18 protein-coding genes are annotated in these 14,871 nt (G+C 47.6%); 9 read left to right on the top strand and 9 right to left on the bottom strand.

Annotated elements, in window-relative coordinates:
• Positions 1-82 precede the first annotated feature (82 nt).
• Entirely contained in the window at positions 83-622 is a 540-nt protein-coding gene (locus D6024_RS20015; RefSeq protein WP_240410101.1) for a low affinity iron permease family protein, read from the top strand.
• Between the two features lie 5 nt (positions 623-627).
• The gene (locus D6024_RS20010; RefSeq protein ID WP_121356537.1) at positions 628-1,710 is read left to right on the top strand and encodes a DNA topoisomerase IB; all 1,083 of its coding nucleotides are present in this window, start codon (positions 628-630) and stop codon (positions 1,708-1,710) included.
• A gap of 42 nt (positions 1,711-1,752) precedes the next feature.
• On the opposite strand, the gene D6024_RS20005 is transcribed toward D6024_RS20010, so the two are convergent.
• Positions 1,753-2,127 carry a DUF6496 domain-containing protein gene (locus tag D6024_RS20005; protein WP_240410100.1) on the bottom strand — a complete coding sequence of 125 codons (375 nt, stop codon included), beginning with the start codon at positions 2,125-2,127 and terminating at the stop codon, positions 1,753-1,755.
• A gap of 226 nt (positions 2,128-2,353) precedes the next feature.
• Here D6024_RS20005 and D6024_RS20000 point away from each other — a divergent pair, with 226 nt between their 5' ends.
• The 4 genes from D6024_RS20000 (at position 2,354) to D6024_RS19980 (ending at position 4,870) form a co-directional block, all read left to right on the top strand.
• Positions 2,354-2,812 carry a ferritin-like domain-containing protein gene (locus D6024_RS20000; RefSeq protein ID WP_121356536.1) on the top strand — a complete coding sequence of 153 codons (459 nt, stop codon included), beginning with the start codon at positions 2,354-2,356 and terminating at the stop codon, positions 2,810-2,812.
• A 222-nt stretch (positions 2,813-3,034) separates the two neighbouring features.
• Positions 3,035-3,361, top strand: a complete 327-nt coding sequence (locus tag D6024_RS26870) for a hypothetical protein (RefSeq protein ID WP_162944900.1) — start codon at positions 3,035-3,037, stop codon at positions 3,359-3,361.
• Between the two features lie 182 nt (positions 3,362-3,543).
• Positions 3,544-4,467, top strand: a complete 924-nt coding sequence (locus D6024_RS19985; protein ID WP_121356533.1) for a YihY/virulence factor BrkB family protein — start codon at positions 3,544-3,546, stop codon at positions 4,465-4,467.
• Between the two features lie 130 nt (positions 4,468-4,597).
• Positions 4,598-4,870 carry a PLDc N-terminal domain-containing protein gene (locus tag D6024_RS19980; RefSeq protein WP_162944899.1) on the top strand — a complete coding sequence of 91 codons (273 nt, stop codon included), beginning with the start codon at positions 4,598-4,600 and terminating at the stop codon, positions 4,868-4,870.
• On the opposite strand, the gene D6024_RS19975 is transcribed toward D6024_RS19980, so the two are convergent.
• The 8 genes from D6024_RS19975 to D6024_RS19935 all read right to left on the bottom strand — a co-directional run bounded on the left by D6024_RS19975 (position 4,867) and on the right by D6024_RS19935 (position 12,145).
• Positions 4,867-6,315, bottom strand: coding sequence for a hybrid sensor histidine kinase/response regulator (locus D6024_RS19975; protein ID WP_121356531.1), 1,449 nt, complete (start codon positions 6,313-6,315; stop codon positions 4,867-4,869). The genes D6024_RS19980 and D6024_RS19975 overlap by 4 nt on opposite strands.
• Positions 6,316-6,318: 3 nt before the next feature.
• On the bottom strand, positions 6,319-6,804 hold the full coding sequence (locus D6024_RS19970) for a hypothetical protein (RefSeq protein WP_121356530.1): 486 nt from the start codon (positions 6,802-6,804) through the stop codon (positions 6,319-6,321).
• 16 nt (positions 6,805-6,820) lie between these two features.
• A complete protein-coding gene (locus D6024_RS19965; RefSeq protein ID WP_121356529.1) occupies positions 6,821-8,332 on the bottom strand; it encodes a sigma-54-dependent transcriptional regulator in 1,512 nt (503 codons plus the stop codon).
• Between the two features lie 43 nt (positions 8,333-8,375).
• Complete coding sequence (rpoN, locus tag D6024_RS19960; RefSeq protein ID WP_121356528.1) at positions 8,376-9,797, bottom strand: RNA polymerase factor sigma-54; 1,422 nt, start codon at positions 9,795-9,797, stop codon at positions 8,376-8,378.
• 915 nt (positions 9,798-10,712) lie between these two features.
• Entirely contained in the window at positions 10,713-10,955 is a 243-nt protein-coding gene (locus D6024_RS19950; RefSeq protein WP_121356526.1) for a hypothetical protein, read from the bottom strand.
• A gap of 135 nt (positions 10,956-11,090) precedes the next feature.
• Positions 11,091-11,504 carry a hypothetical protein gene (locus D6024_RS19945; protein WP_162944898.1) on the bottom strand — a complete coding sequence of 138 codons (414 nt, stop codon included), beginning with the start codon at positions 11,502-11,504 and terminating at the stop codon, positions 11,091-11,093.
• Positions 11,488-11,838: a phage holin family protein gene (locus tag D6024_RS19940; RefSeq protein ID WP_121356524.1), complete on the bottom strand. Its 351-nt coding sequence runs from the start codon at positions 11,836-11,838 to the stop codon at positions 11,488-11,490. Before D6024_RS19940 ends, D6024_RS19945 begins: the two co-directional genes overlap by 17 nt.
• A 49-nt stretch (positions 11,839-11,887) precedes the next feature.
• Positions 11,888-12,145: a YtxH domain-containing protein gene (locus tag D6024_RS19935; RefSeq protein ID WP_121356523.1), complete on the bottom strand. Its 258-nt coding sequence runs from the start codon at positions 12,143-12,145 to the stop codon at positions 11,888-11,890.
• A 180-nt stretch (positions 12,146-12,325) separates the two neighbouring features.
• Here D6024_RS19935 and D6024_RS19930 point away from each other — a divergent pair, with 180 nt between their 5' ends.
• From D6024_RS19930 to hisIE, 3 genes are all read left to right on the top strand, one after another.
• The gene (locus D6024_RS19930) at positions 12,326-12,670 is read left to right on the top strand and encodes a response regulator (RefSeq protein WP_121356522.1); all 345 of its coding nucleotides are present in this window, start codon (positions 12,326-12,328) and stop codon (positions 12,668-12,670) included.
• 186 nt (positions 12,671-12,856) lie between these two features.
• A complete protein-coding gene (gene sucC / locus D6024_RS19925) occupies positions 12,857-14,068 on the top strand; it encodes an ADP-forming succinate--CoA ligase subunit beta (protein WP_121356521.1) in 1,212 nt (403 codons plus the stop codon).
• 201 nt (positions 14,069-14,269) lie between these two features.
• Positions 14,270-14,869, top strand: coding sequence for a bifunctional phosphoribosyl-AMP cyclohydrolase/phosphoribosyl-ATP diphosphatase HisIE (hisIE, locus tag D6024_RS19920; protein WP_121356520.1), 600 nt, complete (start codon positions 14,270-14,272; stop codon positions 14,867-14,869).
• The last annotated feature ends 2 nt before the right edge of the window (positions 14,870-14,871 follow it).

Below are 14,871 nucleotides of genomic sequence, written 5' to 3'. Positions count from 1 at the left end.
TTTTCGACAGATGGTTGCAACGCCTGAGAAAGCCGGATCAAATTTGGTCTGGCTTTTTCATTTATAGAGAAAATATCGCGATATGGACAAATACGGCCCCAGCCCGTCGACAGTAGAAAGGGCGCTTGGCATGAAACAGAAACAAAAAAAAGGCTTTAAGATCTGGTTTGAAAGAATGGCTGCTCGGATCACGAAGGTTGCCGGCTCTTCGACTTCTTTTTTGCTGGCCGTTCTGATCATTGTTGCCTGGGGGGTGACTGGACCCATTTTTCATTTCTCGGATACCTGGCAACTAGTCATTAATACAGGAACAACCATTGTCACGTTTTTAATGGTATTCATCATCCAGCAGTCGCAGAACAAAGATTCCCTGGCCATCCAACTGAAGCTGAATGAGCTGATCGCAGCAGAAGAAAGGGCCAGCAATCGTCTCATTGTTGTTGAAGACCTGTCGCAGGACGAACTGGAAATACTGAAAAAATTCTACGTCCGCCTTTCCGATCTGGCCAAAGAACAAAATGATCTGCACAGTTCGCACTCGGTAGATGAAGCCAGGGAAATGCACGAGCATAAACGCAGCATTCGCCAACACGACGAAGCGAAACAGCAGTCCCCGAATTAAACAGCATGGAAAAAGCGGTCGAACTCTCACACAAAGAGTTTTTGAAAATAGACAGGGATTATACAAAGGCGGCCAAGGCTGCTGACCTGGTATATGTCAGCGACAAAGACCTTGGCATCCTGCGTCAAAAAAAGGGAACCGGTTTTGCCTATTATGATGGAGGGGATTTGGTCAGAGATGAAGCCACGCTGGAGCGCATTAAAAAGCTGGCGATTCCTCCGGCCTGGACGCAAGTGTGGATCTGTAAAAAAGAGAATGGGCATATCCAGGCAACGGGTTACGATGCAAGAAACCGTAAGCAGTACCGTTACCATCCGCAGTGGGAGTCGCTGCGAAACGAAACCAAGTTTCACCGGTTGTTCGAATTTGGAAAAGTTCTCCCTTCCATTCGGCTGAAAGTGGAAGAAGACCTGGCGAAAAAGGAATTGACAGAGGAGAAAGTGCTGGCAACTGTGGTGAGCCTGATGGAGCGGACTTTTATCCGGGTGGGAAACGACGATTACGAAAAACTTTATGGCTCCTACGGCCTGACTACGCTAAAGGACAAGCACGTAAAAGTCGATGGCAGTACGGTCCATTTTTCTTTCAAGGGAAAAAAAGGAATCTATCACAACATTACGCTGCGCAACCGCAAACTTGCAAGACTTGTGCAAATGTGCAAAGACATTCCCGGCAAAGAATTGTTTCAATATTTCGGCAGCGATGGCGAGCGGCATTCCATTGATTCGGGCATGGTGAACCGCTATGTCAAAGAAGCCGGCGGTGGCGAATTCACAGCGAAAGATTTTCGCACATGGGCGGGAACGCTGCATATTTTGCAAACGTTTTGTACGATGGACGATCCCGGAAACGAGGCCGATTGTAAAAAAAATATTGTTGCAGCTTTGGATGAAGTCAGTCAGAAGCTGGGCAATACGAGAACGGTCTGTAAAAAATATTACGTGCATCCCGGTATCATCCGGCTTTACGAAGAGCAGGCGCTTCACAAATACCTGAAAGAATTGGACAAAATTGAAAAGGATGATCACCTGAGTGGTTTGACATCCGAAGAGCGGCTGTTGATGAAAATCCTGGAAGAATTGGTGTAAAAAAGATCCAACAGGCTGTAAAATGCTGTTGGATCTTTCTGCTTAAGATTTCTTTGCGGCTGTCTTGCGGCTGCTGCTTTTTTTCGTAGCACCTTTCTTCGCACTGGCTTTCTTCGCTGTGCTTTTTTTGGTGGTGCTTTTCTTTGTAGCCGATCGTTTTGTAGCCGATTTTTTGGTTGCGCCTTTTTTCGAAGCTGATTTTTTCGATGTGCTCTTTTTCGTCGCACCTTTTTTCGCAGCGCCTTTTTTTGCCGGCACTTTTGCGCCTTTTTCTCTCGCTTCAGACAAACCAATGGCAATGGCTTGTTTGCGGGAGGTTACTTTTTTGCCACTGCGACCACTTTTCAGCGTTCCTTCTTTGCGTTCGTGCATGGCTTTTTCTACTTTCTCGCCTGCACCTTTTGAATACTTGGCCATAATAGGAGATTTTGAGTTAGTAATAAAACAAAGGCATGAAACTATTGTACCAGTTTGTGCAAATTGTTCGCCACGCAAGGCCAAAAAGGAAGTGTTGAGTTTAGGATTTGTTTTTACAACAGGGCCTTGCTAGGCAAAAAAACAGTGGTGTCTTTCTCAGTACCGTTCCGTTGCGAAGGCGACCGAAACGGGTATGATTTTTTACCCTTGCTTTCAAAAGCGAATTATGGAAAAGATTGTAAGCATTTTGAACGACCTTGTCCGTATCAACCACGACCGCGTTGTAGGATATGAAAAAGCGATTGATGAATTGAAAGATACAGATGCTGATTTGAAAGCCTTGTTCTCCCGCTATGTCAGCGAAAGCCGCGAATATGCGCAGGAATTGACAAGTGAAGTAGGACGTCTGGGTGGTGACCCTGCACAGGGAACAACCAATTCCGGAAAGATATACCGCGTCTGGATGGACCTGAAAGCTGCCATCGCGGGTAAGGACCGCAAGACCATTTTGGACAACTGTGAGTTTGGCGAGGATGCCGCGCAAAAGGCATACGATCTGGCACTGAATGCCGATGTGGAACTGGAACCTTCGCTCCGCGACCTGCTCGTTCGCCAGAAAGCAACACTGAAAACCGGCCACGATGAAGTGCGGCGCTTGCGGGATATGCAGGCTGCCAATAAATAAATTTGTTCGTTGATATTGCTGCCCTGCGGAAGCGGGGCAGCACCTTTTGGGGAAAACTCTACTCAGCAAACCCGGATCAGGAAGGCTTTTGCCGTTTAAAAAAAATTGGCAGGTTATTCGCTTTTTATGAGTTCGGTACGCTTTGCGGCGACGTTTCTGAACTGTTGCCGTGTTACCGGTCCGTCTACCCATTTTCCAACCCCTTAGCCAAAAAATACAGAAATGCTAACGATCAAAAGTTTTCATACCAATGCTGCTTTTAATGCATGGATCAAGTGCGAGAATCTTCTGATTGACATCCAGTCTATCCGGAATTATATTTCCAAGAAAGTGGTCAATGTGCTCGACGAATGTGCACACATTTGCCTCGGTACCTTTCATGCGTTAAAAACCGGCTCGGTCAACAGTAAAAACATGGCGCTTTTGTGTGTAGGCATTTGCGAAGAATGCGCCGAAATTTGCGAAAGTCATCACGGATCCTCTTTTAAAGAATGCGCAAGAATTTGTCGTGAGTGTGCTAACCATCTGAGCGATTTTACTCTGGCCTGAAACATTTTTTGCGAACCTGATTTCTTTCAACAATTGCGAAACGCCTTGCCATCACAAGGCGTTTTTTTATGCAGGTCCTGTTCAAGTGCTTTGAATACAGGCAAACAATTTGTCTTGCCGTTCTACCAAAGCTGCGTTAATTTGCCTCATTCTTTCCGGCAAGTCATTTATATCCAGAAGCAATGAATTTTCTGAAAAAAGCATGGAAGATTTTGATGCAGGCAGCTGATAGTTTCTCGGAAGACGGCTGTATGAAACTCGCGGCGTCGCTGAGTTACTACACCATCTTTGCCGTTGCTCCCTTGCTGATCATCGTGATCTCTCTTGTTGGCTACATTTTTGGGCGGGACGCTGTGCAGGGGAGGGTGTATGACGAGATACGGCTGCTTGTGGGGAACAGCGCCGCCCTGCAGATACAGGACATTATTGCCAATGTGCAACGCTCCCATCATTCTACTATCGGAACGGTCATCGGCGCCATTGCCCTGTTCATTGGGGCCACCGGTGTTTTTACAGAAATCCAGGGATCGATCAATTTTGTTTGGTCGGTGAAGGCTAAACCCAAAAAGGGATGGTTAAAATACCTTATTAACCGGCTGTTGTCGTTCGTGCTGGTACTGGCGCTAGGATTCCTGCTGATCTTTTCACTGATCGTCAGCACCTTGCTTTCCGTGTTGGATGATAAACTCACCAGGCATTTTCCCGACTATACCATTTACCTTGTCAATACCGTTAACGTTATCGTGCTGCTGATCTCCATTACCGGCCTTTTTATGGTCATCTATAAAGTGCTTCCTGATGCCGTCATTTCGTGGCGCGACGCACTGGTAGGATCATTGTTTACTTCGGTTTTGTTCCTCGCAGGCCGCTACATCATCGGCATTTACCTTGGCCACTCCAAACTCGATGTCACGTACGGAACCGCGGCCTCCATCATCATCATTTTAACCTGGGTGTATTATTCTTCCATCATTTTGTATTTCGGGGCAGAGTTTACCAAAGCCTTTGCGCTGGAAAGCGGGCATGGCATCCGCGCCAAGTCAACAGCCGTTTTCATCATCAAGCGGGAAGAAAAAGAAATCCCGCAGTCGAGGCTGACATTATAATTCTTCTGAAACCATAGAAAAGAAATTCCCTGCTACAGCCTGCGAATGGCACAGATTTTTTGCCCAACAAAAAGCTATGCGGGATTTACAGCCTTAAAAATTGTTCAGTATGGCTAACATTCGACACCCCTTGTTCCTGACCGGCCTTGCCGCGGTATTGTTGCATCTTTTTGCGCTTGCAATGCGATCAAGCCGGAATAGCCAGGTTGCCGATTTCCTGACGCTTGCCGGTGCGTTTCTGATGGTTGTCTGTTGGGTCTGGTCTGTTTTCGAAGTGGCAAAAACCGACACCCTTGAAGGCAGTCAAAAAAAATTTTGGCTGATTGCGGTGATCGCAATTCCGTTTGTCGGGGGAATGCTTTACCACATGATGCACAGCAAGCGAAATACGATCGTAGATTAATGATCGGACACGGCAGGAAAGCTGATGGTAAATGTTGTTCCCTGCTTTAATGCAGAACTGACATCAATATTGGCTCGGTGCGACTGGAGAATGTTCAGCGTAGCAGCCAGCCCCAGCCCCATTCCATTTCGTTTCGATGTAAAATAGGGTTCAAACAGGCGGGAAAGATTTTCTTCCGGAATACCGCAACCGTTGTCGCGAATGACGACTGTGTGAAGATTCTTTGAGGTGTCGATACTGATGGCCAGGATGCCGTTGCCGGGCTCCATAGCTTCTACGGCGTTGATGATGATGTTCAAAAAAGCAATGCGCAGCTTTTCCTTGTTGGCCATGATGTAACAGGGAGAATTCGCATAGCGGATCTGCATGTTGATGCGCTGCAGGGTGATGCGGTCGAGTGCTTCCGCAATGGCTTCGTCCATGATCGACTGCAGCGAGTGTTTATCAAACGTCAGTTCTGTTGGACGGGCCGTATCGAGCAGTTCGGTGATGATGTCGCCAATGCGTTTGCTGTTGCGCTGGATAATGTCGAGGAAGAGGGTATTTTCCTCGTTTTCCGTACCGCTGTGCGCCAATTGCTCTACCGACATGTTGATGTTGTTGAGCGGGTTGCGTACTTCATGTGCCAGCGTCCGGACAAGGCGCCCGGTCGCACCCAGTTTTTCCACCATCAGGTTGGCTTTTTCGGCCCGGCGTAAGTTGGTAATATCGTGGATCAGTCCCTGGTAGGTACTTTCTTTATCGACGGTAGCAGTCACCGACAGGATGCAGGATTTTTTTTCTCCTTCCTTGGTTTGAATTTCCACTTCAAGGTCGGCCAGTTGCCCTTCATTTTCCATCCGGAACTGTAACAGCACCCTGTCGTTGTCGTCGCTGATCAGGTCATACATCGAAAGGCTGCGCAATTCTTCTTTGGAATAACCGAGTAAAATGGCGGTGGCAGGGTTGCAGTCTTTAAAAAAAAGGTCTTTATCGGAAATAAAGACTGCGTCTTTCGACAGTTCAAAAATGCTGCGGTATTTGACTTCGTTGGCCCGAAGTGCCTTTAGGTACGTTGTTCGCTCGAGTGAATAACGAATACAGCGCTCCAGTTTTTCTGTTGTCAATTCCGTTTTGACCAGGTAATCGGTGGCACCCATCTGCATGGCTTCGACGTCGATGGTCTTATTGCCCTTACCGGTTAGCAGGATGATCGGTTCTTCCGCACCGGTCTCCATGGCGTCCCGCAGAAAATCCAGCCCGGTCTTTGCACCCAGGCGATAATCTACAAAATAAACATCGTAGGCTTTTTTGCGGAGCAACTCAACGGCTTCGTTGAATTTATAGGCCCAGTCGATCTTCAGCTTGTACTCTTCAATGCCTTTCATATAATCGGACGTGATGAAAAAATCATCTTCATCATCATCGATGATCAAAACCTTTATCACGTCATCGGTAATCGCCATAGTTTACAAAGTTTTGCCGGGTAAGGAAACCGAAAAGATACAACCTGTAGTCTTTAACTGGTTTACCAAAAGGCGGCCTCCATTTCGAAGCAGGATCGCTGCCACGTTTGTTAATTGTTGTTCGTTTTGTTGTAACCAATCCGCACACGGACTGATGTTGGTGTTGAATTGAATGCTGAATTGCTTCAATCCCGCCGCGTTGTCCGTGTCGATATCTTCCGACGTGCAATGAACATGGAGAAACAACCTGGATACGTTTGCCCTGCGCTGCAGAATGGTCTGCAGCAACAGCGAAAAAACGGCTTCAAAGTCGGCTTCTGCTCCCTGCACAGCCGGAAGGTCGTCGCAGCGAAGTGCAATTCCTTTACGCAGATCTTTACTGAATTGCGCCAGCGCTTTTTTAAATATGGCGTTGGTGTTGACCAGCTTTCGCTCCGCTTCCCTTATCATTCGCTCCGAGGCTGGCGGCACTGAATGGATCTCGGACATAATGGACTAGAAACACTTACTGGTTATTGAATTCCTGGTATTGCTTCATCTTATTGTACAGGGTCTTTCTGTCGATGTTCAGAAGCTTGGCGGCTTTGCTTTTGTTGAAATTGACTTTTTTCAGCGCTTTCAAAATCATTTCATACTCGGCGTCGATGCTGGCGCCCTTTAATGAAGTTTCCGATAAGTCGCGTTGCGGCAGATCGCTGTCTTCTTTCATAGCAACCGGCGGCGGTGCGAACGAACTGGTAACCGGCTCGGGCTGCATCTGCTTTTCAAACTGCAGCTTGCTGAAATTAGAGATCTCGAACGGCAGTGCGCTTGGTTCAATTTCTTCGCCATCGGAGAGGAGCGTTGCCCGCTTGATGACGTTTCGCAGTTCCCGCAGGTTTCCGTACCAGACATAGCTGCGGAAGATCTGCTCTACTTCAGGGCTCAGGCGTTTGATATTCTTGCCCAGTTCCATGTTCGTTTGCTGCAGGAAGTGGTTGGCAAATAACAGCACATCGTCCGGACGCTGGCGCAGCGGTGGAATATCGATGCTGAATTCGTTGAAGCGGTGATAAAGATCTTCGCGGAACTTGCCCCTGCGCACAGCATCCCAAAGCCGCTCGTTGGAGGCGATGATGATGCGCACATCCAGTTCAATATCCTTCAAACCACCCACACGGCGCATTTTGCGCTCCTGTACTACCCGCAATAGCGAAACCTGGATGTCGTAGGAGAGGTTGGCAATTTCGTCAAGGAAGATGGTGCCGCCGTTGGCCGTTTCAAAGCTTCCGACCTTTTGGTTCAGGGCACCGGTAAACGAGCCTTTTTCGTGGCCAAACAGTTCGCTGCCGGCCAGTTCTTTGGAAAGGGCACCGCAATCGATTGCCACAAACGGCTTCGATTTGCGCTTGCTGCGCTTGTGAATTTCCTGCGCAATGGCTTCCTTGCCGCTACCGCTTTCACCGTGAATGATCACCGTATAATTGGTTGGCGCCACGAGATCGATTTGTTGCAGTAATTGGCGGAAGACCGGTGTGTCGCCAAAGATATAATCGCCTGAAATGGTGATGGCCGGGCCTTTTTCTTTTGGTGCTGCGGCCGACGTCGCCGAAGCAGGAGCAGGTTTCGCCGGTTCTGCCACGACACGTTCCTGCCGCACGGCGTCTCTTTCTTCGGGCGGTGTTTCCAGGGCCTTCTTGATGGTGACAAGAATTTCATCCGGGAAGAGGGGCTTGGTAATATAATCGAAGGCACCCATTTTCATCACTTCTACCGCGATCTTGATATCGCTGTAACCTGTCATGATGATCACCGGCACATGGAGATAACGTTCTTTAATTTTGGCCAGCAGTGTATTGCCTTCCATGTCCTCCAGGCGAAAGTCACACATCACAAGGTCCGGTTGCGTTCCTTCCAGCAGTTCAAGGGCTTTTTTTCCACTGTACGCTTCCAGTACTTCATAGCCATGGCGGGTTAAAAAGCGTTTCAGCAGCAAGCAAATATCACGGTCGTCGTCTACAATTAAGATGGTTTGCATTGTTTCTAAGATGTGTTTTTTTTGTGTGTGTGAAAATAGAAAATTATGCCCACAAGCCGCGTACATGCGATACAGGAATTTGCAATTGTTCCCTGTATTTTGCCACCGTGCGGCGGGCAACGGAAAATCCTTTTTGGGAAAGAATTTTGACAAGCTGTTGGTCGGTGTAGGGATTGTGTTTGTCTTCGCTCTGGATGACTTCTTCAATGGCCGATTGAATGACACGGTTGCTGATCACCTGGCCTTTTTCGTTGGCAATCCCTTCGGTAAATAAATCCTTCAGCAGGATGAGTCCAAATGGTGTTTCGGCATATTTGTTACAGGTGATTCTGGAAACCGTCGAAATATCGACGCCAACCATTTCAGCCACATTTTTCAGGATCATCGGCTTCAGCAGGTTGATGTCGCCGGTCAGAAAATAATCGTGTTGGAGATGTACAATCGAGTGCATGATCTTTAGCATGGTCGACTCCCGCTGCTGTACCGCATGGATAAACCATTGGGCAGACTGTAGCTTGTTTTTGATGTATTGTACGGCAGATTTATCGGTCGTCACTTTTGCATTATTCTCCGCCATCTCTTTCCAGGCCGCATTGATGTTGAGGCTTTCGGAACGCTGGCGGTACAACTGTACTTCAATGCTATCGCCGTTGCGGGTCACAATAAAATCAGGAAGAATATTTTGATTGGTATTGACACCTTCCTGCAGTTCGCAAACCGGACGCATTTTCAATGTAGCAATCAGCGTGAGCACGATCTTCAACTCTTCGTCGTCGATCTTCAGGTGTGCTTTGATTTTGTCCATGTTCCGGTGATGCAGGTCGGCAAAATGTTCTTCCAGGAGCCGGATGGCCGTTTTTACATCGGGCCGTTTCGTATTCAGGCGATAGAGCTGGATCAGCAGACATTCCTTGATGCTGCGGGCTCCAATGCCTACCGGTTCCAGTTGCTGGATTTTCAGCAAAATCTCCAGAAGATTTTCCGGTTCGATCCATTTGTTCTTTTTAAACGAATAGTCTTCGGCAAGCGAGTCGAGCGATTGTTCCATCAGGCCGCTGTCGTTGAGCGAATCAATGATGAATTCTGCGAGTTCGGTTTCCCTCTCATCTTCCGAAACCAGTTGAAACTGCTGTTTCAGCGAGCCGCGGTAATCGAAGGAGTTGACGATAGGGCGTTCGGGAAGCTTATCGTTGTGCAGAAAATTTCCATATTCTGCCTTATAGTCGGGTATGTCGTCGTAAATAAACTCTTCCCAATCCTGGTAATCCTGAACTGAATCCTTGTTGAACTTTTCAATCTCTGTGTCAAAATCATTTTTCTGATCTTCCAACAGCGGGTTTTCTTCAATTTCCTGCTGGATACGCTGTTCGAGTTCCAGCGTATTCAGGTGAAAAAAATTAAGCAGCTGGATCTGTTGCGGCAAAATTTTCAGCCGCTGCTTTTGGGCGAGGTGTTGATTGATCATGGTGCTTATTTTTTGGCGCAACCGTCATAAGACAAGTGTGGCTCCAAACTGATTAGTACTAGGAAAAATTCTTTTTTTATACTGATATTCAGCATTTTGTAAAAACATCAGCTTGGTGGCCTTTAAGCTTGGCTGTAGTTTTGAAAGCAACCCCAGCCATGGGTGTGGAAGCATTTCTACGAAACGGGAAATGGCGATGCCTTTGCCAAAAATAAAAAGCGCAAACCTTAGGTTGCGCTTTTGCTAAAAAAACTCGTTTATTCCGCTAGAGCAATTCTTGCCCTCTGGGCTTTGAGCGGTAGTAAAAAAATGCAGGTATCGGGTAGGACATGCCACCCGGCGCCGAAGACGAAGGATCTGTACTTCTTCTGTCTGCATATCGTTCGCGACTGCTAAGTGGTGCTGTTGGCCGGCTGTTTAGCAAAAAGGGCAAACCAGACTTACGGTCGTTTTGGGAACTATTCATCTGTACCATACTTCAGGACTTGGCTAAGGAAAGTCTAAAAAATATACCAAAAAAAATTGGCGTTTAAAGGATTGCAGATCACTACAATTGAGAACGATTTTAGTAGAATAAATTCCTCAAAACGCTGTTTTGGAAATCGCTTCTACCATTCTATTTGGACTTTGTCATGGAATAAATCTTACCGGCTTTCAATGCTATCTTATTGCTGATGTCATAACCCCTTTCACCCCACTTCCGCAATTTTGCGGCGTTTCTTTTACGGGAAGGAGAGACAAGGTATAAAAAACCAAAATTATTCAGTGTTCACCAGCCATTTGCTACTTCCTAAAAACGAATGAAACCTCCCGGAATTCCATCATCACATCCGCCGCTTGCTATCACACCGGGAGGTTAAACTCATGCTGCCTTCCAAAATGGCCATTCGGTTCTTCGTTTCAATACAACCTGTTCTATAATTCGTCTACTCTGTTTTCGCCTTCGCTCACATGCGTTTCGGATTGCGAAGGCGCATTAACGATCTTGTTTTCGCTCTGTGTATTTACAATCACTTTTTCATCCAGGCGGCTATCCTCCGGGTTGGTTTCCGCCAAGGCATCATCGCCGCCCTCGCGGCGCGGGGTTTCGTCCGGCCTGGTTTCGAATGTTGACTTCGAGTTGTCTTCCTTGTTTTTGGGGCCTGGGGCTGTACTCATAACGATATTTTTACAGGTGGCTACCTCTAATGTCTAAAAACTGTACCTGTTTTTTTGTTCAGAAAGCCGGTGGAAGGAAACGGAAATTTTTCCTCAAACGGGTGAAAGTGCGAAGCCTTTTACTTGGATTGGGTATCAGGCCGGCGGGGCGGCTTCAAATGGCTCCTTTTTTTTCTTCATCATGAACTTGCTAACCAGGTTACTCACAGTTTTCGCCACCGCTTTGCGTTGCCCTTCGGTGATTAGGTGGGAGGCGTAGTTCTTAATGACATACGGAACAACCACCTTGGCAATCCAGCCGGCGCGGCCTAGTAAAAGCTTGCGCAAAAACACGTCTGTGCCGAATTTCAGCCCGAAGTTCAACAAGGGGCCGTTGTCGTCAAAGGTGAATAGGTTTTTGGCCCCGGCCACCACTCTCTTCACAGGGTTGAGACTTGCTTTCAGTCCTGTGATATCTTCCCGGATCACCTCTTTGTAAGAAGCCAGTTGCGCAGTCAGTCGTTGTTCCTCCTGCAACAAGTCTTCGTATGTTTTAATTTTTGGTCTCATACACCTTGCTGATAATGGCATTTCGGATAAGTGGAACAATCACCTTTTTGCGCAGGGCAAAAACGAGAACGAGAAGCAGCAAAAAAAATCCGGCAACCGTGAGGAAACCTAAGGCCGGGCTGTTGAAAACATTGCCGAGCCACCAGGCTACTCCGGTGAACAGAAAGATCAGAAAGAATAGCAGCAGGAAAAATGCCGCCACGCCGATGGCCGCGCCGGCCGCCGCATTGGATGCACCTTTGGTGGCTTTTAACTTTGCGAGGTCAATCGTTGTTTTCGCATAGTCACTGACGTGGTCCTTTAGGTGGGCTGCTTTGGTTTTCAGATCTTCCATATATGTAAATTAGCAAAAAAAGAAGCAGGCCCCTTGACCTGCTAAATTATTAGCTGAAGCTTTCTTTTGCGGTGCTGTACCGATCGGCTGCCTCCGAGGCCAGATCAGCCCCTCTGCGACGCAATTTGTCAACACCATCTTTCGCACTGGAGAAAAGATCACTCAGCGAGGTGCCCCAATCGCCGGCGGTTGAAGCAATTTTTTTGCGGGTATCTGCACCTGTTTCAGGAGCCATTAACATTCCAACGGCAAAGCCCACGGCTGCCGCTCCCACTAAACCCAGAATTACTTTTGTTCTTGCACTCATATGATTGGTTTTTAAATGATGAATCGATGTGAAACGTGGTTAAATAATCATACCAACTTCCTCTGAACAAGGACAAAATGAATTGATTGAATGTGTGGGTGAACCCTTATTTTTACCCATCCGGATAGATGGAATTGCATTGGTACGATAATTATTGACATTAAGCTTTGCTGACGAGCTATGACAACACGTAAAAAGGTTTTAATTATTGACGACGAAGTGGACTTGTGTCTGCTGATGAGAAAATATTTTGTCAACAAAAATTACGAGGTTTATATTTCTCATACGCTTGCCGACGGGATGTCCCGCCTGCAATCGAACACGCCGGATTTTCTTTTCATCGACTACAATCTGCCGGATGGCCTGGGCTGGGACAAACTTCCCGAAATGTACCAGAACTACCCGGAAGTGCACTACCACCTGATCAGTGCATTTCGCCCGACCCTTCCCGAGGAGCTGGATGGCGCCAAGCTGACGATATGGGAAAAACCCATCAGCCTGAAATCGTTGGATAACTTTTTTTAATGAGCAAATGGCGAGTGACAAATAGCAGGTAGCCACTCCTATTTGACAAACTTTCTATACTCGAACCTTCCTGCCTTTTCAGGAGGTTTTTTTGCTGTAAGAAACGACTGTGCGAAAAGGCGACCCGCTACTTACTTCTTACTACTCGCTATTCCACCTATCTTTGCCCACAAAATTTTTTACGACATGAACTTGCACGAGTACCAGGCAAAAGAACTGCTGAAAAAATACGGTGTTCCGGTTCAGGAAGGAATCGCCGCCAGCACACCGCACGAAGCGGAGGAAGCATATCGTCAGATCAAAACAGATTATGGAAGTCCGTTTTCGGTGATTAAAGCCCAAATTCATGCAGGTGGTCGTGGAAAAGGTAAGGTGAAAGAGACCGGTATCAACGGTGTAAAGGTGGTGAAGAATATGGACGAAGTAATGGATGTTGCCGCCAAAATCCTCGGCGGTACGCTGGTAACGATCCAAACCGGCGAAGCCGGCAAAGTGGTCAACAAGATCCTGGTTGCGCAGGATATGTACTACGATGGACCGAGCGAACGCAAGGAGTTCTACCTCTCCATTTTACTCGACCGCTCCAAAGGCCAGAACGTAATTATGTACAGTACCGAAGGCGGCATGGACATCGAGGAAGTAGCGCACAAAACACCCGAAAAAATTTATAAGGAATGGGTATGGCCGGGTGCCGGCCTGCAAGGCTACCAGGCAAGAAAGATCGCCTTCAACCTGGGACTGAAAGGGGATTCGTTCAAAAACATGGTGAAGTTTGTCACCAACTTGTACAATGCCTATGTGGGACTGGATTGCTCCATGCTGGAGATCAACCCACTCTTCAAGGCGTCCGATGACAAGATCGTTGCAGTTGACTGCAAGATGAATTTGGACGACAATGCCCTGATGCGCCATCCTGATTTGGCCGGTCTTCGTGACATCAGCGAAGAAGACCCTACAGAGGTAGAAGCGGGTAAATACAACCTGAATTTTGTAAAGCTCGATGGGAACGTAGGCTGCATGGTGAACGGTGCAGGCCTGGCCATGGCCACGATGGATATGATCAAATTGAGCGGCGGCGAACCTGCGAACTTCCTGGACGTGGGTGGTACCGCAAATGCCCAAACCGTGGAAGCCGGCTTCCGAATTATTCTGAAAGACCCGAAAGTAAAGGCCATCCTGATCAACATTTTTGGTGGGATCGTACGGTGCGACCGTGTGGCGCAGGGTGTGATCGACGCCTATAAAAACATGGGCAACATCGATATCCCGATTATCGTGCGCCTGCAGGGAACCAATGCCGAAGAAGCCAAGAAACTAATCGATGAAAGTGGCCTGAAAGTGCAATCGGCTATTCAGCTCAGTGAAGCGGCCGACCTGGTGAACAAGGCGCTGGCCTAGTTCGAAGTTCGTGCCTGGAGTTGGGTTGTTTCGGTACAATTCACTTCTTTTTCTACCAATAGCTTTTAAGTTGAAGACGTCCTGCAACCGGACGTCTTTTCTTTTAGAATTGCCCGTCTTTTCGTCTTTTTCAACGGGAGTGTGGCCGGGAACGTTCCGCTAAACCCAAACTCCAACTGCCAAACCCTAACTTTGCCCGCTATGAACATCGACTTTGCCAAATACGCCGATGGCCTGGTGCCTGCCGTCGTGCAGGATTTTACAACGCAAAAAGTGCTGATGCTGGGTTTTATGAACGAAGAGGCACTGAAAAAAACGGAAGAAACAGGCCTGGTGACCTTTTACAGCCGCAGCAAAAAACGTCTTTGGACCAAAGGAGAAGAAAGCGGTAATCACCTGCAACTGCGCCAGATCCTGGCCGATTGCGACAAGGATACCCTTCTGATCAAGGCCGAACCGAAAGGGCCTGTTTGCCATACAGGAGCCGACACTTGCTGGAGCGAGAGAAATCACAAAGAGGATTTCCTGCTCTACCTGGAAGAAATTGTCAAACTGCGCCGAACCAGCAACGACGAAACCTCGTATGTGAAAAAGCTGTTTGATAAGGGCATTAACAAGATTGCCCAGAAAGTGGGAGAGGAAGCCGTGGAGCTGGTGATCGAGGCAAAAGACGTTAATCGTGCGTTATTTTTAGGCGAAGCAGCGGACTTGCTTTTTCATTACATTGTATTATTGCAAGCGAAAGATTGCTCACTGGCCGATGTCATCCAGGTGCTGAAAGACCGTCATCAACCGAAATAAAG

It is taken from the genome of Flavisolibacter nicotianae (assembly GCF_003628535.1).
GTDB lineage: Bacteria > Bacteroidota > Bacteroidia > Chitinophagales > Chitinophagaceae > Flavisolibacter > Flavisolibacter nicotianae.
Note: the sequence above shows the minus strand (reverse complement) of the source record. Positions and strands in the feature narration are given on the sequence as shown.

Bases quoted from the DNA above. Each gene is read 5' to 3' on its own strand.
- D6024_RS20015 (WP_240410101.1), top strand. From the start codon at position 83: ATGGACAAATACGGCCCCAGCCCGTCGACAGTAGAAAGGGCGCTTGGC.
- D6024_RS20010 (WP_121356537.1), top strand. From the start codon at position 628: ATGGAAAAAGCGGTCGAACTCTCACACAAAGAGTTTTTGAAAATAGAC.
- D6024_RS20005 (WP_240410100.1), bottom strand. From the start codon at position 2,127: ATGGCCAAGTATTCAAAAGGTGCAGGCGAGAAAGTAGAAAAAGCCATG.
- D6024_RS20000 (WP_121356536.1), top strand. From the start codon at position 2,354: ATGGAAAAGATTGTAAGCATTTTGAACGACCTTGTCCGTATCAACCAC.
- D6024_RS26870 (WP_162944900.1), top strand. From the start codon at position 3,035: ATGCTAACGATCAAAAGTTTTCATACCAATGCTGCTTTTAATGCATGG.
- D6024_RS19985 (WP_121356533.1), top strand. From the start codon at position 3,544: ATGAATTTTCTGAAAAAAGCATGGAAGATTTTGATGCAGGCAGCTGAT.
- D6024_RS19975 (WP_121356531.1), bottom strand. From the start codon at position 6,315: ATGGCGATTACCGATGACGTGATAAAGGTTTTGATCATCGATGATGAT.
- D6024_RS19970 (WP_121356530.1), bottom strand. From the start codon at position 6,804: ATGTCCGAGATCCATTCAGTGCCGCCAGCCTCGGAGCGAATGATAAGG.
- D6024_RS19965 (WP_121356529.1), bottom strand. From the start codon at position 8,332: ATGCAAACCATCTTAATTGTAGACGACGACCGTGATATTTGCTTGCTG.
- rpoN (WP_121356528.1), bottom strand. From the start codon at position 9,797: ATGATCAATCAACACCTCGCCCAAAAGCAGCGGCTGAAAATTTTGCCG.
- D6024_RS19950 (WP_121356526.1), bottom strand. From the start codon at position 10,955: ATGAGTACAGCCCCAGGCCCCAAAAACAAGGAAGACAACTCGAAGTCA.
- D6024_RS19945 (WP_162944898.1), bottom strand. From the start codon at position 11,504: ATGAGACCAAAAATTAAAACATACGAAGACTTGTTGCAGGAGGAACAA.
- D6024_RS19940 (WP_121356524.1), bottom strand. From the start codon at position 11,838: ATGGAAGATCTGAAAACCAAAGCAGCCCACCTAAAGGACCACGTCAGT.
- D6024_RS19935 (WP_121356523.1), bottom strand. From the start codon at position 12,145: ATGAGTGCAAGAACAAAAGTAATTCTGGGTTTAGTGGGAGCGGCAGCC.
- D6024_RS19930 (WP_121356522.1), top strand. From the start codon at position 12,326: ATGACAACACGTAAAAAGGTTTTAATTATTGACGACGAAGTGGACTTG.
- sucC (WP_121356521.1), top strand. From the start codon at position 12,857: ATGAACTTGCACGAGTACCAGGCAAAAGAACTGCTGAAAAAATACGGT.
- hisIE (WP_121356520.1), top strand. From the start codon at position 14,270: ATGAACATCGACTTTGCCAAATACGCCGATGGCCTGGTGCCTGCCGTC.